Source organism: Dysgonomonas sp. ZJ279 (assembly GCF_011039205.1).
GTDB lineage: Bacteria > Bacteroidota > Bacteroidia > Bacteroidales > Dysgonomonadaceae > Dysgonomonas.
The window spans coordinates 175146-197954 of record NZ_JAAKEL010000004.1; the positions used below are offsets into that span (position 1 = coordinate 175146).

15 protein-coding genes and 2 riboswitches are annotated in these 22809 nt (G+C 36.4%); of the genes, 10 read left to right on the top strand and 5 right to left on the bottom strand.

Annotation, left to right across the window (positions count from 1 at the left end):
- Positions 1-94: 94 nt before the first annotated feature.
- The 3 genes from G7Y57_RS07525 to G7Y57_RS07535 all read left to right on the top strand — a co-directional run bounded on the left by G7Y57_RS07525 (position 95) and on the right by G7Y57_RS07535 (position 3932).
- Positions 95-844: a histidine kinase gene (locus tag G7Y57_RS07525; protein WP_165021718.1), complete on the top strand. Its 750-nt coding sequence runs from the start codon at positions 95-97 to the stop codon at positions 842-844.
- Positions 807-1523, top strand: a complete 717-nt coding sequence (locus G7Y57_RS07530) for a LytR/AlgR family response regulator transcription factor (protein WP_165021721.1) — start codon at positions 807-809, stop codon at positions 1521-1523. The genes G7Y57_RS07525 and G7Y57_RS07530 overlap by 38 nt, the downstream gene beginning before the upstream one ends.
- 135 nt (positions 1524-1658) lie before the next feature.
- On the top strand, positions 1659-3932 hold the full coding sequence (locus tag G7Y57_RS07535; RefSeq protein ID WP_165021724.1) for a cation:proton antiporter: 2274 nt from the start codon (positions 1659-1661) through the stop codon (positions 3930-3932).
- A gap of 80 nt (positions 3933-4012) precedes the next feature.
- Here G7Y57_RS07535 and G7Y57_RS07540 read toward each other — a convergent pair whose 3' ends face one another.
- Both G7Y57_RS07540 and G7Y57_RS07545 read right to left on the bottom strand, forming a co-directional pair.
- The gene (locus tag G7Y57_RS07540; protein WP_165021730.1) at positions 4013-5356 is read right to left on the bottom strand and encodes a DEAD/DEAH box helicase; all 1344 of its coding nucleotides are present in this window, start codon (positions 5354-5356) and stop codon (positions 4013-4015) included.
- A 25-nt stretch (positions 5357-5381) separates the two neighbouring features.
- Entirely contained in the window at positions 5382-6113 is a 732-nt protein-coding gene (locus G7Y57_RS07545) for a DUF5131 family protein (protein ID WP_165021734.1), read from the bottom strand.
- A 577-nt stretch (positions 6114-6690) separates the two neighbouring features.
- Here G7Y57_RS07545 and pflB point away from each other — a divergent pair.
- The 4 genes from pflB to G7Y57_RS07565 all read left to right on the top strand — a co-directional run bounded on the left by pflB (position 6691) and on the right by G7Y57_RS07565 (position 12905).
- A complete protein-coding gene (pflB, locus tag G7Y57_RS07550) occupies positions 6691-8919 on the top strand; it encodes a formate C-acetyltransferase (RefSeq protein ID WP_165021738.1) in 2229 nt (742 codons plus the stop codon).
- A 68-nt stretch (positions 8920-8987) separates the two neighbouring features.
- Entirely contained in the window at positions 8988-9710 is a 723-nt protein-coding gene (pflA, locus tag G7Y57_RS07555; RefSeq protein WP_165021741.1) for a pyruvate formate-lyase-activating protein, read from the top strand.
- 76 nt (positions 9711-9786) lie between these two features.
- Positions 9787-11037: a dicarboxylate/amino acid:cation symporter gene (locus G7Y57_RS07560; RefSeq protein ID WP_165021744.1), complete on the top strand. Its 1251-nt coding sequence runs from the start codon at positions 9787-9789 to the stop codon at positions 11035-11037.
- A 17-nt stretch (positions 11038-11054) separates the two neighbouring features.
- Complete coding sequence (locus tag G7Y57_RS07565) at positions 11055-12905, top strand: gamma-glutamyl-gamma-aminobutyrate hydrolase family protein (RefSeq protein ID WP_165021747.1); 1851 nt, start codon at positions 11055-11057, stop codon at positions 12903-12905.
- Positions 12906-12986: 81 nt separating this feature from the next.
- On the opposite strand, the gene G7Y57_RS07570 is transcribed toward G7Y57_RS07565, so the two are convergent.
- Positions 12987-14261 carry a DUF1080 domain-containing protein gene (locus tag G7Y57_RS07570; protein WP_165021750.1) on the bottom strand — a complete coding sequence of 425 codons (1275 nt, stop codon included), beginning with the start codon at positions 14259-14261 and terminating at the stop codon, positions 12987-12989.
- A 203-nt stretch (positions 14262-14464) separates the two neighbouring features.
- Positions 14465-14723: riboswitch (cobalamin riboswitch) on the top strand.
- A 57-nt stretch (positions 14724-14780) separates the two neighbouring features.
- Between G7Y57_RS07570 and G7Y57_RS07575 the strand changes: the two genes are divergently transcribed.
- Positions 14781-16964, top strand: a complete 2184-nt coding sequence (locus tag G7Y57_RS07575; RefSeq protein ID WP_165021753.1) for a TonB-dependent receptor — start codon at positions 14781-14783, stop codon at positions 16962-16964.
- A gap of 230 nt (positions 16965-17194) precedes the next feature.
- On the opposite strand, the gene G7Y57_RS07580 is transcribed toward G7Y57_RS07575, so the two are convergent.
- Positions 17195-17764 (bottom strand): cob(I)yrinic acid a,c-diamide adenosyltransferase, encoded by a 570-nt coding sequence (locus G7Y57_RS07580; RefSeq protein ID WP_165021756.1) that lies wholly within the window; start codon positions 17762-17764, stop codon positions 17195-17197.
- Between the two features lie 13 nt (positions 17765-17777).
- Positions 17778-19079: a cobyrinate a,c-diamide synthase gene (locus tag G7Y57_RS07585; protein ID WP_165021758.1), complete on the bottom strand. Its 1302-nt coding sequence runs from the start codon at positions 19077-19079 to the stop codon at positions 17778-17780.
- 110 nt (positions 19080-19189) lie between these two features.
- Positions 19190-19465, top strand: a riboswitch (cobalamin riboswitch).
- 49 nt (positions 19466-19514) lie between these two features.
- Here G7Y57_RS07585 and G7Y57_RS07590 point away from each other — a divergent pair.
- Both G7Y57_RS07590 and G7Y57_RS07595 read left to right on the top strand, forming a co-directional pair.
- On the top strand, positions 19515-20441 hold the full coding sequence (locus G7Y57_RS07590; RefSeq protein ID WP_165021760.1) for a sirohydrochlorin cobaltochelatase: 927 nt from the start codon (positions 19515-19517) through the stop codon (positions 20439-20441).
- Positions 20442-20474: 33 nt separating this feature from the next.
- On the top strand, positions 20475-22808 hold the full coding sequence (locus tag G7Y57_RS07595; RefSeq protein WP_165021762.1) for a TonB-dependent receptor: 2334 nt from the start codon (positions 20475-20477) through the stop codon (positions 22806-22808).
- Position 22809 lies beyond the last annotated feature (1 nt).

A 22809-nucleotide genomic window follows, 5' to 3' on the forward strand; every position in this document is an offset into this window, starting at 1 on the left:
GATGAATAGGGCATACGATAATCATAATAAAACAAGTGGCTGTTTTTCTTAAATATAATATTAATTTTACATTGTTTTTAATGTATCTCTAAATATGGCAACAACTATTATTTTAATACTTATAATTATAGGAGCTATTTCTATTGTTATATATCTATGGCTGCGTTTACAGAGATCAGAAAAGCAGAAGAAATACATAGAAAATCGTCTTAATACTATACAGAAAGGCAATAATGATATTCATTTAGGAACAATCGAGACTGTACTGAATCCTCATTTATTCAAGAATATATTAAATTCGGTACAATCGCATGCTTACCAGACTTATTTTGCTTTGGATAAACTGGCAAATATTCTTGATTATATCCTTTACGAGAGCAAAAACAGATATGTTACACCAAAAGAAGAAATTGAATTTGCGAAAGACCTAATTGAAGTAAATAGGATTAAATTAAGCCCTTTGTTCGAATTGACCATAAAAACAAAAATAGACGAAACAGCATCGCTATATGCACAGAAAGTATTAGCACCGCTTATTACCATCGACTTGATTGAAAATGCATTTAAACATGCTGATCTACAAAGCAAAGATGCGTATATTTCGATCGTTTTTGGATTTAAAGACAATGTATTTACACTGACAGTATCAAATAAAATATCTCCAAAAGCCAGTTTAAAGAAAGAAAAAAGTGGAATTGGGAATGTGACATTCGAGCAACGACTGGATATACTATATAAAGGTTGTTACGAATTGGAACGAATAATAGACGATGATGCATTCATAGCTCATTTAAAAATCAATCTGAATGAATACAAAACTAAAATGCTTGATTCTGGACGATGAATTGCCCGGCTTAACTTATTTGAAGTTACTATGCGAGCAATTTTCTGAAGTAGAAGTAGTCAAGGCTTTTAATGATCCTCAAGTATTTCTGGAAGAAATTCATCTTTTAGAATTTGATGTCTGTATTCTCGATATAGAGATGGGTGGCATGAATGGCTTGCAGATAGCTAATCTATTAAAAGACAAAGCAATTATATTTGTCACTGCCTACAAAGAATATGCAGCAGAAGCTTTTGATCTAAATGCAGTCGACTATGTCCGTAAACCCATTCAACGAGATCGATTGAAACAAGCCATTGATAAAGCTATCGAAAGGGTTGAGAAAGCCCGACAAGAGAAGACCTTTGTTCAATTGAACAGTGAAAAAGGAAAAGCTTTACTTTACTTCGATCAGATCAATTATATAACAATCTCAGATACCGATAGCCGAGATAAGATGGTGCATCTGTCTGATGGAAAAATTCTCATCCTTAAAAACATCTCTTTTGATAAACTTTTAGATCTATTGCCTGATAATTTATTTTGTCGCATCAATAAAAAAGAAATTATTGCGTTAAGAATAATTCAATACTTTTCTTATGATGAAATAATCACCTCAATTATCCATAATGAAACTCCAATTCATTTTTTTCTATCTGATATATACAGAATAGATTTTATGAAGAAAACCAATCCATAAGTAAGATTTCATCTCAGTATTTCCCTGCCTTGTTACATTTTTACCTGATTTCATTTCCTTTCCGGTTTTTCATTTGTTTATATACATAAATTTACATTCAAATTAATATTTAATTGTAAAATTACAGATCAGAGCATGAAAAAAATCAGGAATATATTTTTCTATATCATCATCATAGGCGGCTTCTCATCACTAATGTATTGGATTATATCCACAGGTAAAGGATTGGAAAATGGGAGAGGGATTGTATCCAAATCTTTAGAGAATTCAGCTTTTCAAGAATTTATGAATTCTATCATAGGCAACCTACATCATTCGATAGGATTATTATTACTTCAAATAATCATTATAATTATCGTAGCCAGAATCTTCGGGTGGATGTTTAAAAAAATTGGACAACCAATGGTTATTGGCGAAATTTTGGCAGGGATAGTCCTCGGACCATCTCTACTTGGTATGTACTTTCCTGATGTTTCAGAGTTTTTATTCCCGCTACAATCACTAGGTAATTTAAATATTTTAAGTCAGATCGGACTAATATTATTCATGTTCGTCATAGGTATGGAATTAAACCTGAAAGTTCTTCGAAACAAAGCGCATGAGGCGATTGTAATTAGCCATGCAAGTATCATAATTCCATTTACATTAGGTGTTGGGTTGGCCTATTTTATATATACGGCTCATGCTCCCGAACATGTCGAATTTTCATCTTTTGCTCTATTCATAGGTATATCGATGAGTATTACAGCGTTTCCTGTATTGGCTCGTATCATTCAGGAACGAGGTATTCACAAAACTAAACTGGGAGCTGTTGTTATTACCTGTGCTGCCGCCGACGATATTACAGCATGGTGCTTGCTGGCTGTTGTTATCGCGATTGTAAAAGCAGGATCATTTGTCAGTTCATTATATACTATACTATTAGCAGTAGCTTATGTCTTTTTCATGATGAAAATGGTACGCCCTTTTTTGAAAAGAATAGGCGAATTGTATCAGTCTGAAAAGAATTTAGGAAAATCGATGGTTGCATTGTTTTTCCTTGTATTGCTTATATCATCTTTTATTACAGAAACAATTGGTATTCATGCGCTTTTCGGTGCTTTTATGGCAGGTGTTATTATGCCTTCGAATATGCGTTTTAGAAGTATGTTTATCGAAAAGATCGAAGATGTAGCCTTAGTTTTACTTCTGCCTCTATTTTTTGTTATCAGTGGATTAAGAACAGAGATCGGATTATTAAATGATCCTGCTCTGTGGGGTATTACCGGCATAATAATTCTGGTAGCTGTAATTGGTAAATTTGTAGGGAGTGCTTTAGCAGCAAGATTTGTTGGACAAAACTGGCGCGATAGTCTTACGATTGGCACATTGATGAATACACGAGGATTGATGGAACTCGTTGTTTTGAATATAGGGTATGAATTGGGCGTCTTAAATGCTGAGACATTCGCAATGATGGTTATAATGGCTCTTGTCACCACTTTCATGACCGGACCATCTCTAAACCTAATCCATAAAATATTCAAAACCGATAAAGAAGTTGTTAATGAGAAGATGTATGATCTTGCCCGATATAAATTACTCTTGTTTTTCCGTAATCCATCGAAAGGAGCAGCATTAGTAAAGTTAGCGAACGGTTTGTCGAAAAGGGTGGACGATAATACTTCCATTACGGCTATCCATTTTGCATCTTCAAGCGGATTGCATCAGATAGATACCGATATATATGAAAAAGAGAGCTTTGCTCCCGTAATTGCAGAAGCACATTCTCTAAATCGTAAAATAATATCGTTATTTAAAATATCGAATGATATTGCCTCCGATGTTGTTGATATAGCGAATAAGGGGGATCATGATTTACTACTGATGAATTTAGAAGAATCGATTTTCGAAGGAAGTGTACTGGGTCGTGTGTTTGGTTTTACGACACAAATTATTAATCCCGAAAAATTGATAAATACCGTGACGGGAAAAGAAAAACTGATCGAAAACTCTCTAATTGATAACAACACACGTTTAATACTGGCTAAAACTAAAATACCGGTTGGCATATTGGTAGATAAAGAATTAGAGGAAATTGATAATGTATTTATCCCTATTTTCAATGAAAGAGATGAATTCCTTATCACATATGCACAGAAACTTATTCATAACGCAGATGCACAAATTTCAATACTCGATCAGTCTGACAAAGAAAATCATACAATAAAAGAACGTATCAGATTGATTGAACATAATGCACCAAATCACATTCGATCTGTGAGCTTAGAATATATAAACGAAGCTTTTCTCAATAAGCAGAATTTAATCGTTATAAGTTTGGAGAATTTTGATAAATTATTTCACTTTAACAAAGAATGGATAAATAAATCTACATCTGTTCTTATTTGTTCTCCAAGTAAAGTTTAATATTTGTAGGAATAGATAAGCGCAATGATTATTCAGTCATTGCGCTTATTGTTTTATTGTCCAAAAATTCTAAATAAATATTACTCTTCTTCTTTTTTAATCACATTGCGAGCTACCTCTATCTTGTATTTTTTGCCTTTCATTTTTTGATCTTTAATAATAGTCAGTAAAGATTTGACTTTAGATGAACGAACAGCGGCAAACGAAATAAAGTCCTTTACTTCGATTAATCCTAAGTCCGCTTTATCAAGCTGCCCTATCTGTAAAAAGAAGCCGACAATGTCACCTTTATTAAGTTTATTCTTTTTACCTCCACTTACGTAGATTGTTGCAAATTCGGGGCGTTCGGGTAACGACTTATTCGCAGGAACTTTTAAAACGTTTAAATTATTGGGTATATAATCGGGAGCTTTATCATCTTTGAATAGTAAAATATAAGCTGTTCCATGCGCATGCATACGAGCCGTACGGCCATTACGGTGTGTAAACTCGCTTTCTTTAGATGGTAAATGATAATGTACTACATGCTTCATTTCGGGTATATCCAGCCCTCGTGCTGCAAGGTCTGTAGTAACAAGATAACGTAAACTGCCATTTCTGAACTGAATCAAAACACGTTCGCGGTCATCCTGATCCATTCCTCCGTGATAATAACCTGTTTGTATGCCTTTAGCTGTGAGTAAATCGCTGATACGTTCTGCCACTTCACGGTGATTACAAAAGATCAGTGCAGGTTCTGAGTTGAATGAGCAAATAAGTTGGAATAAAGTATCCACTTTATCTTTATCAGGAGATAAGACAAGCTTTATAGAAAGAGCATTGCTCTTTTCTTCTTCTGTATAATTTAAAGTCTTCGGTGATGCAACTTGTATAAAATCGGGAATTTCAACATCTGAAGTCGCTGATATTAAAATCTTCTTTTCCATATTGCGTAGTTGACTAATAATAGTACTCATCTCGTCTTGAAACCCAAGTTGCAACGATTTGTCAAATTCGTCTAATACTAATGTATGTATTGAATCGGTAGAGAAAGATTCGCGTTCTAGATGATCGGTCAATCGTCCGGGTGTACCAATTAGTAGGGCAGGAGGATTCGTTAAATTTTTCAGTTCCGTATCGATAGAATGTCCACCATAACAAACGTTTACTTTATAGCCTGTGCCCATTTTCTTCCAAACCTGTTCTATTTGGATAGCAAGTTCGCGGGAAGGTACAATTACTAAACATTGTACAGTTTTCACATCTGCTTTTAATAATTCCAGTATGGGAAGTAAAAACGCAATTGTTTTACCTGAGCCTGTCGGTGATAAAAGTATTGTATCCTTTTCGTTAATTATTGCAGACTGAGCTGCAATCTGCATTTCGTTTAAGGCATCAATGCCCAGATTAGACAATATTGTATCTAGTTGAATCTTTGTTTTCATACTGCAAAGGTAATCTATTGTAATGCTATTTTTTTCTTTTTGGCTCCAAAATATTAATTCCTGCTTTACGAGCCTGCGAATGCTGAAAGTGTCGACGGATATTATATAATTGTCCGTCTTTCATAAACTTAGCCCCTGTCTGTTTAAACCAGAATGAAATCTTACGTTCAGCACAAAGTTTTCGGAGAGTTAGTACCCAATCATAATTACAAGTTGTGGCACCGTTTCCCGATTCTCCACCGACTACCACTTGTTCTATACTCGCATCGAGATAAGAGGTCAGGTCGATTGATTCAAGAATGGGTTCACAGATAATTATTTTATGTTTTATGGGGGCATTCAAGTAGATAGGTAAACGATAATCGGCTCTATCCTGATTTTCGACAGTACAACAAATCGTGACATTTTCATAGCCATCGCCCCAATCGTCAGGAAGGCATAAATGGAAACGATCGATGCGCTTCGTTATCATCAGAAAAGTAAGGTCACTTCGTTCCCTTATCATCTGCCATGCCTCTTGCCGCCAGATATCAGCATCCTCTACGAAAAAGTCGGAAGTGAAGCATGTAGCTACTTCTGTACCCGATACAATCTTATATTCTCCTTTACGATTTTTCCGTGTTGGCAAATCGAAAGTTTTGGTTTGAGTAACGATAGAGCTATCAATACCGCGCTTAGCATCTCCTCTGTATACATAACAAAGCCTGCATCCTACACTTAACTTATGACAACCATGCCAGGGATTCCAGAGAGCCATTTTACTATAATTTATAGATTAGAGACAGAATTACAAATATAGATATTCTCTAATTATAGAAAAAATAAGAGTCCGCAAAATCACTTCGCAGACTCTTTCCCACCTTACACAAACTTTCACAGAATTATCAAATTTTAATTTGATAAAGATGCTTAACCTTGTGATATTTTTATTTGTGTTATCATAGTATTTGACAAATACAAAGTCCTTTTTATTTGAACGATTGTATATAGTATTTTTCCACTTCAAAATTATATTAAAAGCACTCAAAACGAACCCTTTTTCAGTGATATTTTCACTCTAATTTCGGTTCAAATCTTCTATACAAAAGATTTAATTTTCATTTTGTAAAACAAAAACTAAAACGCCCTTTATTTTTTTCATTATTTGAAATTTTATTCTGCTACCTTTCAATACAAGTGTTTTGCTGTTGCTAATGAATGGCAAATATATTTTAGAAAATACAATTATCTACCGGTTAATTATACTCAACGATTGTTATAATCTTTCGACAAGATTGTATATGAACGCCCAGTTATATACTTTTGTACAACATTTATACAAACACTCTATAGATATGGATTCATATACTGGTTTTAATGGTACACGATGGAAAAAAGATATCGATGTAAACAATTTTATATTAGAGAACTATACAGAATATACCGGTGACGAAAATTTCCTTTCAGGAGCTACCGATGCTACTAATAAACTATGGAAACTATTGAGCGAAATGTTTCTTATAGAAAAAGCCAAAGGAGTTTACGATGCTGAGATTCGTATACCATCTCAAATAGATGCTTACGGGGCAGGCTATATTGATAAAGATCTTGAAAAAATAGTAGGTATCCAAACCGACAAACCCCTTAAGCGTGCCATTTTTCCAAACGGTGGTCTGCGCATGGTAAAACAAAGTTTAGCCGAATATGGTTATAAAATAGACGACACTGTATCTGAGATATTCTCCAAATACAGGAGAACCCACAACGAAGGCGTATTTGCAGCTTACACCGATAGTATACGTAAGGCTAGGAGCAATGCAATTATAACAGGGCTTCCCGATGCGTATGGTAGAGGACGTATTATCGGTGATTACCGCCGTGTGGCTCTCTATGGTGTTGATAGGTTATTGACAGAGCGTCAAATCAGATTTGAGGAATGTGATCCGACTGAAATGACTGACGACCTTATCCGTTTGCGGGAAGAATTGAGTTCACAAATAGAAGCACTCAAAGCCTTGAAACGAATGGCTGCTTCTTATGGTTTTGATATTTCCCAACCTGCCCGAACTGCTCAGGAAGCTATTCAATGGACATACTTCGGATATTTAGGTGCAATTAAAGACCAGAATGGCGCTGCAATGAGTTTGGGTAGGGTATCAACCTTTCTGGATATCTATATAGAAAGAGATATTAAGAGTGGTATTCTTACAGAAGAACAAGCACAGGAGCTGATGGATCATTTCGTAATGAAACTGCGTATTGTCCGTTTCCTTCGCACCCCCGAATACGATGAACTATTCTCAGGCGATCCGGTTTGGGTAACAGAGTCGATAGGAGGGATGACAATGTCGGGTAAAAGCATGGTGACTAAAAACAGTTATCGCCTTCTACATACATTATATAATCTTGGACCTGCTCCCGAACCAAATCTCACTGTTCTTTGGAGTCAGGATTTACCCGAAACTTGGAAAAAATATTGTGCAAAGGTATCTATCGATACATCTTCGCTACAATATGAGAATGACGACTTGATGAGAGTGCAGCTTGGCGATGACTATGGTATTGCTTGTTGTGTTTCGCCAATGGATATTGGTAAACAAATGCAATTTTTCGGTGCAAGAGCCAATCTACCCAAAGCATTATTATACACTATTAATGGCGGCAAAGATGAGAAAACAAAAGTACAGGTAACCCCTGAGATATTTGAAAAAGTAACAGGTGATTATCTCGATTTTAATGAAGTATGGACAAAATTTGATAAGCTTCTCGACTGGCTTGCCGAAACCTACGTTAAAGCATTGAATATCATCCACTATATGCACGATAAATATTCGTATGAAGCCTTAGAAATGGCTCTGCATGATGTTGACGTTCGCCGTACACAAGCCTTTGGTATTGCGGGAATCTCCATTGTAGCCGACTCTTTTGCAGCTATCAAATATGGTAAAGTGCGTGTAATACGTGACGAAAACGGTGATGCCGTCGATTATGTCGTAGAAGGTTCTTATGTTCCATTCGGCAACAACGATGATAATACAGACAAGTTTGCAGTGGAGATTGTTGAACTGTTTATGAATAAGATACGTACACATAAGATGTACAAGAACGCTATTCCTACACAGTCGGTACTGACTATTACATCCAATGTAGTATATGGTAAGAAAACAGGTAACACTCCTGATGGCCGCCGTTCGGGTGAACCATTTGGTCCGGGAGCCAATCCTATGCACGGACGTGATACGAGAGGTGCTATCGCTTCTTTATCATCCGTTGCCAAACTTCCGTTCGAGGATGCCAACGATGGTATTTCTTATACATTCGCCATTACACCTGGTACATTGGGTAAAAATACTGAAGAAAAGAAATCAAATCTGGTAGGCTTGATGGATGGGTACTTCTTACAGACAGGGCAGCATTTGAATATAAATGTATTCGATCGTAATCTGCTTATTGATGCAATGGATCATCCTGAGAAATACCCTCAATTGACAATACGTGTTTCAGGTTATGCCGTTAATTTTATAAAGCTGACGAGAGAACAACAATTAGATGTGATAAACAGGACTATCACAGCATCGTTCTGATAATAAAAAAAATTGAACAGAGAGGAACATATTATATGTCCTCTCTGTTTATTTATAAAAGATATGTAATGAAAGGTTATATTCATTCTTATGAATCCTTCGGAACAAAAGATGGTCCAGGCATCCGCTTTGTATTCTTTATGCAAGGCTGTCCTCTGCGTTGTCTTTATTGCCACAACCCGGATACTTGGAAGATGAATGACTATAAATATGAGATAAGTCCTGAAGATGCTTTTCAAGAAGTATCGAAAGTAAAAAGTTTTATAAAAAATGGCGGTGTAACAATATCGGGTGGAGAACCGCTATTACAACCAGACTTTATACTGGAGTTTTTTGAATTATGTAAAAAACAAGGTATACATACAGCTATAGATACTTCTGGCTATCTGCTGAATGATAAGATAAAGGAAGTATTACAATATACAGACCTTGTTTTGCTTGATATAAAACACATAAATCCCGACAAGTATAATGATCTCACCGCAAGACCTCTTGAACCTACATTGAATTTCATAGAGTATTTGCATGAAATAAAAAAGCCTGTGTGGTTACGCTATGTGCTCGTTCCACAATTTACAGATGACGAGAAAGACCTTCACGATTGGGCTAAATATGTTTCTCAGTTCGACAATATAGAAAGAATAGATATACTCCCTTTTCACCAGATGGGTATTCACAAATGGGAACAAATAGGAAAACAATATCAATTGAAAGATATCCAATCGCCAACAAATGAAGATATAGAACACGCAGAGGATATTTTCAAGTCGTACCATCTTCCTGTAAGCTAAATATAGAGTCTGACAAACAACTTGTTTGAAAAAGAAAGTGTAGTTTTACAGTTGGAAAAATAGTTAACTTATATAGATGAATATTCTAAAGAATTACGCTTTCACCCTTTGCCTGATAGGAGGTATTTTAATAGGAGGTATCAGTGGTGTTATTTTCGGCGAAGGAGCAACAATAGTAAAACCTGTAGGGGATGTATTCCTTAACCTCATATTTGCACTTATTGTCCCATTAGTATTTTTCAGTGTATCGTCTGCCATTTGTAATATGAAGCAGTCGAACATGGTAGGGAAAGTGATACGTAATATTATTTTCGTATTTATGGCAACAGCTCTTATAGCTGCTGTAGTCGCATATACTTTCACTCTATTCTACAATCCTTTGGAAGGAATTGATAAAACAGATTTTTTACTGAATACAGTTCAGCAAGTGCAAATAAATCAATTATCATCATCCGAAATATTTGTTAATACATTTACAGTTTCCGATTTTACTCAGCTACTTACTAAAGCGAATTTGCTACCTCTTATTATATTCTCTATACTTTTTGGAATGGCTACTGCTTTTTCGGGAGAGAAGGGTAAACCCGTTGCCGACTTTCTAAATGCTGTAACTAATGTTATCTTAAAGATGATGAATATGATAATGTATGCTGCACCCATCGGTCTGGGTTGTTATTTTGCAAATACAGTGGGGAGGCTCGGCGAACAGATACTAAATGGTTATCTGCATGTTTTCCTTTTATATCTTATGCTTACATGCATTATCTTTTTCGGTATAAACTCAATCTATGTACTTCTGGCAGGTGGTAAAAAAGGACTTGTTTCATTTTGGAAAAACATGCTAACCCCTTCGTTAACAGCCATAGCAACATCATCGAGCGCCGCTTGTATACCTGTCAATATAGAAGCATCTAAACGGATGGGCGTTCCTGCTAATATAGCTGAGACAGTAATTCCATTAGGAACAAATATGCACAAAGACGGTTCGGTAATGTCAGCTATCATTAAGATTATTTTTCTACTTACTATCTTCGGACAGGAGTCTATGGTATCATCCAATATGTTTATGATAATAGGAGTAGCTTTGCTTGTCGGTGCTGTTGTTGGTGCTATCCCAAGTGGCGGAATGACAGGCGAGTTACTGATCTGCTCTATCTTCGGATTTTCACCCGAACTGGCAGGTACATTATTAATCATAGCCACTATTGTAGATATTCCTGCAACTTTACTCAATTCTACCGGAAACGTAGTATGTTCGTTATTAGTAACCCGCTTATCGGAGGGTAAAGATTGGGTTAAACAAATTGCTACTGAAAATGTTGATTAAAATAAAGATAACATAATATGAAAAAGTTTTTATTTAGCACTATCCTCTGCTCTCTATTCGCTAGCGGATCGATAAACGCACAGGAATCAAATGATGCTCTGAGCTTGAAAAAAATATTTCATGTAACAGATTCTGCTGCTACAAATCATCGAACATATCATGCCCCTTATATAGGCGTTTCGGCTAGTTACAGTAATAACGATGCTTCGCGGATTGCAACAGCTTATACAGAATCTATTGTAAAAGCAGGTGGTATCCCTGTCATCATACCAGTAACAACAGATCCTGCTACACTGCTAGATATCGTAAAACGTATCGATGGACTTGTTCTTTCGGGTGGTGGTGATGTCAATCCTGCATATTACAACGAAGAACCTAATACAGAAACATTAGATACCGATACTTTACGAGATGAATATGAGCTGATGTTACTTAAATTTGCAACAGATCGTAATGTGCCTGTGCTTGGCATTTGCCGTGGTGAGCAATTAATCAATGTAGCATTCGGAGGTACACTCATTCAGGATATTCCTTCTCAGTACGAAAATAAGAGTGTAAAACATTCACAGACCGAAGCTCGTGAAATAGGAACACATTATGTATCAGTAGCTCCCAGTTCGCAATTAGCTGCTGTTGTTGATGATAAAACAGAATTGTTTGTAAACTCGTTCCATCATCAGGCCGTAAAAGATGTAGCACCCGGATTTAAAGCCGTTGCAACCGCTACAGATGGTGTCATAGAAGGAATCGAAGCTTATCCCAACAGACCTATTTTAGCAATCCAATGGCATCCCGAAGCTCATGTAATGGGTGGCGATAAGACGATGCTCGAAATATTTAAATTTATGGTAAAAGAAGCTAATATTTATCGTCAGGCGAAAGAAATACATCAACGTATTCTATCTGTTGATACGCATACAGATACGCCTTTAGAATTTAAGAAAACGGGTTTTAATATTGCTAACAGAGATACTAATCAGGTAAACCTACCTAAAATGGAAGAAGGCAAACTGGATGGTGTCTATATGGCTGCTTATATAAGACAAGGTGAACGAGATAAAGCTTCTTCGCAAAAGGCTGTCGACTATATCACAGGCTTGATAGAAGGGGTACATAAGCAAGTGGGCATGAACAAAGATAAGTGTGATATTGCATACACAAAAGACGATCTTATCAGATTGAAAGGAGAAGGTAAGAAAGCTGTATTTATCGGTGTGGAGAATGGTTATGGCATAGGTAAAGATATTAGTAATCTGGCTCGCTACAAGAAAATGGGCGTCGGTTATATGACCTTGTGTCACAATAAGGACAATGATATTTGCGATACATCGAATGCTGCATCTACCCAAGAGTGGAAGGGGTTAAGTCCATTTGGTGAAGATGTGATACGCGAGATGAACAACTTGGGAATGATTATCGATCTCTCTCATTCGGGAGAAAGCACTTTCTGGGATGTAATAAAACTATCTTCTCAGCCAGTTGTAGCAACTCATTCGTCGGCTCGGGCATTATGTAATAAAGACAGAAATCTGACTGACGATCAACTGCGTGCCATTGCTAAGAATGGTGGAGTAGTACAAGTTGCAATTGTAGACATGTTTGTAAATAAAGACCCTAAAAAAGCGAGTCTGACAGATGTTATCGATCACATCGACCATATCGCTAAAGTAGCAGGTATAGACCATGTAGGTATCGGCTCCGATTTCGATGGTGGTGGAGGCGTGATAGGCTGTTCAGGAGCGAACGATTTAATCAACATCACTGTAAAGCTAATAGGAAAAGGGTATTCCGAAGAAGATATAGCTAAGATATGGGGCGGTAACTACTTACGTGTTCTTGATAAAGTACAATCTTCAGCTACTAAGTAATCTGTATATAATTTATATAAAACATAAAGGCTGCATAGATTGATCTATGCAGCCTTTATTATATGTTATTATAGTTATATATTACAAAGTTTTGACCTTCAGATTTCTCCATAATACTTTTATACCGCCACCATCGTGAATCTGTAGTGCGATACGTCCTTGGCCTGCTCCAATCTTAGCGTCATCGAAATTAACCATCTCTTGGCCATTCAACCAGGTTGTTACATTGTCTCCAACGGCTTTGATGCGAAGTGTATTCCATTCTCCTTCTTTTAGAATTGATTCTTTTTCGTCTGGTATTTGGATTAACCAGCCTCGACCATAAGATTCATAGATGCCGCCTGTGTCGTGACCTTTTGGTGCTACTTCTACTTGCCATCCGTTTACTTTTACGTCTTCTTCGATGAATGATCGAATAAATACGCCTGAGTTTCCGTCTGCTTCTTGTTTGAATTCTACTGACAGATCGAAATCATTATAATACTCGCGGGTAGCCAGATAACCATATTGTTTATCGGGACCGCTCTCGCAGATAAGTAATCCGTCTTTTACATACCATAGCTCTGTGCCGTATTTTTCCCAACCTTTGAGATCGACTCCATTAAAGAGTGATACTTCTTTCGATTTGCGTGGAAGTTCTTTTACTTTTATATTGCGGAAAGATGCCGGGTAACCATGGTCTTGTAAGCAGAATACGCCTTTTTTTGCTAAACCATATTCAGGAGCATGTGCCCATTTACCACTGTTTTTACGGTCGAACCAATCGTCTGTCCATGCTTCGAATTCTAATATTTTCACGCCGTTCAGCCAATGTTCCACATGACCGTTATCAAATATGATTTTCGAGTTATTCCATTCTCCGTAGGGATTTACTTTCATCAATGTTGTGTCTGGTAAATGCATGGCATAGTCTACGCCTAGTTTTTGCCAGTCTTCGAGTGGTTCGGGAAAGTTAGGGGTGTCTATCAGTTGGTATTCAGGTCCTGTGACATAAGGTACTGCAAATTGTGGACGCTCTACTACATGGTATAGCATACCGCTGTTTCCGCCTTTAAATAGCTTCCAGTCCCACGATAGTTCGAAATTTTCGTATTGTTTTTCACTGACGATGTAACCGCTGGCATCACTTCCGTCACCTTTGGCTTGGATGCAGCCGTCTACTACATGCCATGGTTCGGTTAGTACGGAGTCGTTGTAATCGCGCCAACCGTTCATCGTCTTGCCATCGAATAATAAAACCCAACCGTCAGCTGCTTCTTCAGCGGTTAGGGTGTTGGGCTCAGTACTTGAGCAAGAACTGAATAGCATTAATGAGGCTGTCGCAGACATCATTATACTCTTGATAGTTAATTTCATGTTGTTATATTTAAGTTGATAATAGAGAAGAATTATTTTATGGTGTTTTTAATTATAGATTTAAATTGTAAATATATAAGAAAAATTACAATTTTAAAAATATTTATTTTAGTGATTAGAAATTATACGATATAGATTTAATTTATGATATTATAATAGACATCTATTTTCTTTAATATATGTTATAAAAAGTATAAAAATCCTACCTTTGCATCTGCTTAGGTGATACAAAAAGATATCCATCTTTTGTATTAAAAGGGAATTCGGTTAGAATCCGAAACAGTGCCCGCTACTGTGAAACTCTTGTTAAGTTTTGAGCAACCCTCTTGCCACTGTCAGAAACAGTGAACAGTAAACAGTAAACAACAATTTCGTTGATAACTGATGGCTGATGACTGATATGATGGGAAGGCGCTCAAAATGGAGTAAGTCAGGAAACCTGCCAGGCAAAATACATTAATTTATGTACTCTCGGGGTCAAGAGTATAAGTTATTAACATCTTATTCTATTTATTCTCAATGAAGAAGAAAGTATTTTTTACAGCATTGTTGTGCTGTTTTGTTAATGTTTTATGTGCACAAATCACATTAAAAGGGAGGGTAGTCGACGAAACTGACCGCCCAATTGCAAATGCGACAGTACGTCTCGAAAAAACGACAATTGGAACAGTTACCAATGCAAATGGTTTTTTTGAACTGAACAATGTCCCGAATGGGGACTACACTCTAAGAGCTAGTCGTATGGACTTCGAAGCTACTCGTCTAGATGTAAATGGCTCGAAAGAAGATATTGTACTTACATTAGTAAAATCATTTCTAAATCTCAATGAAGTTGTTGTTACAGGGACAGGAACACATCGCCGTTCGCAAGAATCGCCTGTTGCAATAGAAGTAATATCGCAGAAGGAATTAAGAAATGTGAATATTCCTACTTTTGAGAATGCAATGATTGCTCTTAATCCATCCTTTACATTCAGCCCAAATGCTATGGGTACATATATGCAGCTAAACGGTTTAAGCAATAGGTATATTCTTATATTGATAGATGGTAGAAGGCTTGCAGGTGATGTAAGTGGAAATATCGACCTCTCACGTATCAATATGAATAATGTGAAACGTATCGAAATACTTAAAGGTGCTGCATCGTCTCTTTATGGCTCGGAAGCCATAGCCGGTGTAGTAAACATTATTACCGACAAGCGTAAAGAGAAAGTTTTCGCATCGAGTAATACACGTTATTCGGAATATGGACAGTTTACTCAAGGTATAAATGTAGATTTGAATCTGGGAATATTTTCATCTTCTACGGCATACCAACGGAATCAATCAGATGGATGGCAATTAAACTCGAAAACAGTAGACAGTAAAACAGGCGAACTCGTGGATACCGAAGCGCAAGCATCCATGCGCTTTTACTCCGATATATTAAGTCAGAAGCTTTCTGTTGCTCCAACAAAACAATTAAGCGTGTATGTGGAAGGTAGTCTTTATGATAAAAAATATATACGCGTACCAAGTGTATCAGCATATAATATGCTATACGAAGATTATTCGATCGGTTTGGGTGGTAAATATCTTCTCAAAAATGAAGGTGTTATCTCATTGGATTTGAATACGGACAACTTCGATTATTCGCAAGTATATATAGCTGATAATACGAAAACCGGAGTCGTAGCCGGAGATGAAGTATTTGTTCGTCGTCAAAAATACTATAATGCCAATCTGAAAGGTGTATTTAATGCCGGACAATATAATAAAATTTCAGTCGGTACCGAATATAGAATCGATTACCTGAAAAATGAAACTGATGTAAGAGACGGATCGAAAGATGTTTATACATCAGCTATCTATGCACAGGACGAAATAAGATTGCTGAATAATAAATTACAGTTTGTACCGGGTATCAGATATGTATATCACGAAACATTCAATAGTAAATTAACACCTAAATTGTCAGCAATGTATACGCTCGATAACGTAAATTTCAGGGCATCATATGCAGCAGGATTCAGAGTTCCCGATTTAAAACAGCTTTACTATGAGTCATATGGTACAAAAGAAACTGTTACTGTAGGTAATCTGGACTTAAAACCTGAAACTTCAAACTATTACTCGATTGGTACCGAATATATCAGTGGTAAATTTACCGCATCGATAAACGGCTACATTAATGAAGTTAAAAACATTATTGAAAAAGAAAGTGTTACACCATTGCCCGAAGATGTAGAAAATGGTTTTCCAAAGAGAGACCAATATGTGAACAGGGATAAAGCACGTATCAGAGGATTCGATGTATCGTTCAACTATTACATTGGCGCAGGCCTTACTGCAGGTGGGGGATATGCTTATGTAAGAGCTAAAAATCTGGAAACAGGAGAAGATCTTCAACGTATAAGCCGTCATACGGGAAATGTGAATGTAAACTATGCTAAAGATTGGGGATTATTCAGATCAAACTTCAATTTCAACGGACGTCTGCAAAGCAAAAGATATTTTTCGAACGAATGGGCACGTACATATCAATTGTGGAATTTATCGACAAACCATACATTCAAAAGTATGAATGGTGTTGTACTTGAACCTGGCTTTGGTGTTGAGAACTTATTTGATTTTGTAGATGACAGACCTTATGGAAGTAGCTATGCTACGCTATCTCCCGGGCGTACATTCTTTGTAAGTTTAGCAATAAAGTTTAGTAAATAAAGTGAGTTCCATATTAAGGAAAGGAACAATAACTGATATTTTTTTACTTGAACTTGTCATCCCGATACGTAGTGAGGGATCTGTTATCCTATTCCAAGGAGTAGTCAAGATCCCTCACTGTATATCGGGATGACAGAGCGGGCGAAAGATAGAGACGAGCTCATAATTACCTGATGTTTATATCGAATTCTCGCCAAATATTATATGCAAAAAGAGACTGAATAGTGCATTCAGTCTCTTTTCTTTTTATACAGAAAATCTTTCCATCGCTCTTCTACATCACCTTGCTGATTCATCTCGAAACGTGCCATGACAAAGAATAAATCAGATAAGCGATTTACAAATTGTAATATAATAGGAGGTAGTTCATCTATTTTATTCAGCGTCCACAATCTACGTTCTGCACGGCGGGCAATAGTTCGCGCTAATTGCAGATGTGCAGAAACCAAATTGCCACCCGGAAGAATAAAGTGAGAATTTTGACCCATTTTATTCGTCAGGTTATCGATTTGCCCCTCACATAGCGTAACTAAATTATCAGACAGTTTATTCGGATTCTTTTCGCGTATATCGGAAGGTGTTGCCACATGCGACATAACAACCATCATTTCAGATTGTATAAGAAATAATAATTGCTGCCATTCATGTTCATCAGACAGATAAGCACGTACAACACCTATCATGCTGTTCAGTTCGTCGAGGCAACCGTTTGCTTCAATACGTATATCATCTTTATCCACACGCTGACCACCGTGTATTCCTGTTTTGCCCTTATCTCCACCTCGTGTATATATTCTCATAACAATATTTTGTTTATTCAAAAAGACTCAATAAATCCAGTTGTGCCCAATAAATATGGGTATAACCTGCAATCAGATTTTTGTAACGAAATAATTTGGCATCCACTTCTATACCTTTTGCATTATATATTTTAGCAATAGAAATAGAGTCTTCCGCATCTGCGATTTTAGAATAATGAAACTCGTGCCCTTTAATATTCTGCCCATTGTAATTGAAACTACGGTAACCCAACTTTAACCTCATTTGTTGCATAGTAGCATTTTGTTTCAAAACATCTACCATTGGATAAGCATTTCCATCCTTATCTGCAATAGATGAGCATAAATACATCATTCCACCACATTCAGCTAATAGCTTACCTCCATTTTCGATGTAATTTCTGATACTCTCGTGCATCGATTTATTTTCGCTCAATTCTGATAGATGTAATTCGGGATATCCACCGGGAAGATAAATAAAGTCTGCTTTCGGTAGTTCCTTATCCCACAGAGGACTAAAAAAAGTAATATCTCCTAATTCTTTCAAATACTCTATATTTTCGTAATAGAAGAAATTGAATGCTTCGTCATAAGCAACAGCAATTTCTAAGTTTTTATTTGTTATCTTTTTATCCGCTAGGCAAACAACAGGTCTCTCTTGTTTTGTTATTTCCAGCAAACGATCTATATCGATATGTTCTTCAATAAGTAAAGCTACTTTATCAGCAAAATCGTCGAAACAAAATTCCTTATCGAGACTTAATCCCAGATGGCGTGACGGTATTTCTATATCCGTTTGCTTAGGAAGATAACCTAAAGGCTCTATTCCAACATCCTTACATGCTTCTTTAAGGAAATGGTAATGGCTTTCTGAACCTACAAAATTGAAAACAACACCTACAACATTTATATTCTTATAGAAATTTTTAAATCCATATAGCATTGCCGCTGCCGAATATGCCATCGATTTAGCATTAATAACGAGTACAACAGGAATATCAATTAATTCGGCTATCTGTGCACTGCTTCCCTGCATACGATCGTACCCATCGAAAAGTCCCATAACACCTTCGGTGACGCAAACATCTTTACTTGCGCTATGTTTTGCATATAATTGCTTCACATGACCGGGGGAAGACAGAAACAAATCCAGATTAATAGAATGGCCGTCCGATGCCAAATCATGGTATTTAGTATCTATATAATCTGGACCACACTTAAAGGGTTGCACCTCTAATTGTCTGTTCTTTAATGCCCTCAATAAGCCTAAGGTCAAGGTCGTTTTTCCTGATCCTGATGATGTGGCTGCAATAAGAAAATTGGATATCTTGCTCATAAAACTGATTCTTATTACAAAAATATGAAATGAACACTATAAATCATATTTATATATACATAAGTTTTATTTATTTTATTGAAACTATTTCCTATAACATTTATTAAGACTATCTTTGCAACCGCTTAGGTGATACTAATGGACAATCGTCTATTGTATTTAAAAGGGAATTCGGTTAAAATCCGAGACAGTGCCCGCTACTGTAAACTCTTCTTAAGTCTTTGAATAATACTCATACCACTGTCAGAAACAGTAAACGGTGAACAGTAAACAGTGAACAACAATCTAGTTGATGACTGATGACTGATGACTGATAACTGGTACGATGGGAAGGATATTCAAAGATGGAGTAAGTCAGGAAACCTGCCAAGCAAAACAGTAAATACGTATTCTCGGGGTCAAGAATATTTTATTAACACTTTATTCATTATTATAATGAAAAAAACCTTTTTCATGCTCATGGTATTAGCTTTTTCTAATGCCCTAGCAGCTCATTCCGGTCCAAATTTTGAAGCCTCCGACATCTTCAAAACATTAGGGAAAGGAGACAAAGTAGCCATATTGATGGTTCACTTCGGTACCACCCATGCTGACACTCGCGCCTTAACTATCGATGCTATTAACGAAAAAGTAAAAGAAGAATTTCCTAATGTAGAATTTTGTGAAGCATATACTTCACGTATCGTAGTAAAACGTTTAGGAGAGAGGGGTATTCAAAAAATGAACGCTTCTCAGGCTCTGGAACAATTAAAAGCAGAGGGATACACACACATCTTAATACAAGCGACTTGTATTATCGATGGGGTAGAGATGGAAGCCTTAAACAACGAAGTGGATCAGATGCGGTCTTCTTTTAAAGAAATCCGTATAGGTGATCCGTTATTGTATTCACCACACGACTATGAAAATGTTATAGAAGTATTAGCTCAAAAGAAAGACACATCCACAGCTTATATTTGGATAGGGCACGGTACGTACGATTCTTCTACTGCCCAATATGCGATGTTAGATTACATGTTGAAATCGAAAGGGTATAATAACTATTTTGTAGCAACAATAGAGGGTTACCCCGAATTTGATGATGTATTGATGCGCCTAAATTCGATGAAAGCAAAGAAGGTCGTGCTTGTTCCTTTTCTTTTTGTAGCAGGCGAACATGCTAAAAACGACATTGCAGAAGACTGGAAATCAGACTTAGAGGAAAAAGGATTTGCTGTAGATGTACACATGGAAGGCTTAGGGCAAAATCCTGCAATACAAGACCTATTTATTTCTCACCTTAAATTTATTTCTCACCACCGTAAAATTGGCATTATGAAAAAAAAGGCCATTTATGAAGTAACCGGAGAAAAAATGAAATAAGACTAAGTAAGCACAAAAAACACATTAATTTTAATGAAAAAAATAATATTATCTGCCATTTTTATAATGGCAGCAGGGGTAATTAATGCCCAATATAAAAACATTACCGACACAGTTCATGCTATAAAAGAGATTGTTATAGAAGCTCCTATCCAACAAAGAGTAAATATGATTAATCTTAATGTGCCATTGAGTTATCTGCCTCTTTCAGTGACTAGTGTCTCAAGTAAAGACTTAGAAATGAGAGGGATTCTGAATCTCGAAGATGCTGTTAAGTTTCTACCCGGTACTCGCATGCAAACGAGCTATGGTGCATTCCAAACGTTTTCGGTGCGGGGATTTACCAATGCAGCCATAATGATTGATGGCGTGAGAGATGAGAGAACTATCGTAAACTCAAATCCATTTCCTGATTTATCTTCTGTCGAGTCATTAGAGTTATTAAAAGGACCGGCTTCGGTTCTGTATGGACATTCGGTTGTGGGTGGAGTGCTAAATATCACAAGAAAAGCACCGACCGCCACAACTACGGTAAATACTCGTATGTCTTATGGTAGTTGGCAAAACAGACAGGCCACAATGGATTTTGGGGGCAAACTTGTTGATAAACTCAACTATAGAGCAACGATCAATTATGCAGATCAGGAAGGCTGGAGAGATAATGGAAATAATCGTTTATCGGGGTATCTAGCTTTGGGATACAAACTCGATGCAACAAGTAATATTGTGGTTAGGGGAGGAGCAGTTCGCGATTTCTATGGTACCGAAATAGGATTGCCTCCTAATATGGCTAATGATATTTATAATCTGGATGGTACTTCCTATCTGAAAAAAGGAGAAATGCAACCGGGACTGAATAGAAAAGCTAGATACAATAATGAATCTGATTTCTTTTACAATAAGAATTTCAATATTTCAGCTAGATATGATAAGGTTTTCGGGAATGGTTTGAAACTTGAAAACTATATTTCTTACATTTCTGACGATATTGACTATTTTGGAACAGAAGAATTAAGCTATTTAGAGAGTGGGGAAGATAATCCTATCTATAACCACTATTATAAAAGAAAATCTAAAGACGGATTACGAGATTCAACAGTTTATATATCACTTGATACTGTGCAATTAACATTTCCGCTACGATTTTCACATCTTAGTAAAACATTGATGAATCAATTTGAATTATCCGGTAAATTAGAAACAGGAGATATTAAACATAACTTTTTAGGGGGTTATAACTTCTCTCAGATGAACCGGAATTCATTTACCGGTTATAATCTGGGAAAAGATGTACAGGGTCCCGGATTGTTTTCGAAAGTGGTAGTTAATGATCCTCAAAGCATGGGTTATATGACATCAAGTTTTAGTAAGGTTACACTCACTAAATTCTATACACATGGTATTTATCTACAAGACCTGATAGAACTGAATGACAAATGGAAAGTAATGCTTGCAGGACGTTATGATTTCTTCAAATATATGAGTGAGAGTGGTATACCAACTTATAATGGCAAAAGACAATATCATAAATCAGAACAAAAAGGGTATTTTAAAAATAATACATCAGCATTCAGTTATCGTTTAGGAACAGTTTATCTGCCACATCCCGATGTATCTGTTTATGCATCGATGGCCTCGTTTTTTACTCCTTATAGCGATGTTTATTCTGAAAAAACTGTCTATATAAATGGAAATGGCGACAGGTTTTACCCCGAGGAAGGAAAAGAAATATTCAAACCTCAAACAGGCTACCAAGCCGAAATAGGCACACGATATACTTATAAGTCATTATTACAAGCAACAGGAAGTGTTTATTACATTCGTCGTAATAATGAAAAAAAGACTTTGGATACTGTAGAAGAGGATGGAGTAACTAAAAATGTTATCGGGCAGGTTGGCTCCACCGAATCAAAAGGATTTGATTTGGATATAAGTATATATCCTACAAACGGTTTAGCTTTAACCCTAGGATATGCATATATAGATGCTAAAATTGTGAACTTGGCTAAAAATAAATATCTAGATGTCGACCCCAATAAAGGTATGACCTTAGCTACTATACCCAAAAATACATTTATTGCTGCCGGAAACTATACTGTACAAAAAGGTTTTTTCAAGAACTTAGGGGTAAACTTTACTGTCTCTTATATGGATGAAGTATATCGCAGTTTGAGTAATGATATATATTTCCCATCCTATTGGTTAACAGATATGGGGGCTTCGTATAAATTGAATAGTGGCATTAGATTATCAGTTAATGTCAATAATATGTTCAATGAAAAATACTATAACCAAGCGCTGGGAAATCAAATGGTACCGAGTGCACCGACAAACTTTTTAGCAACAATATCTTATAGCTTAAAATGAT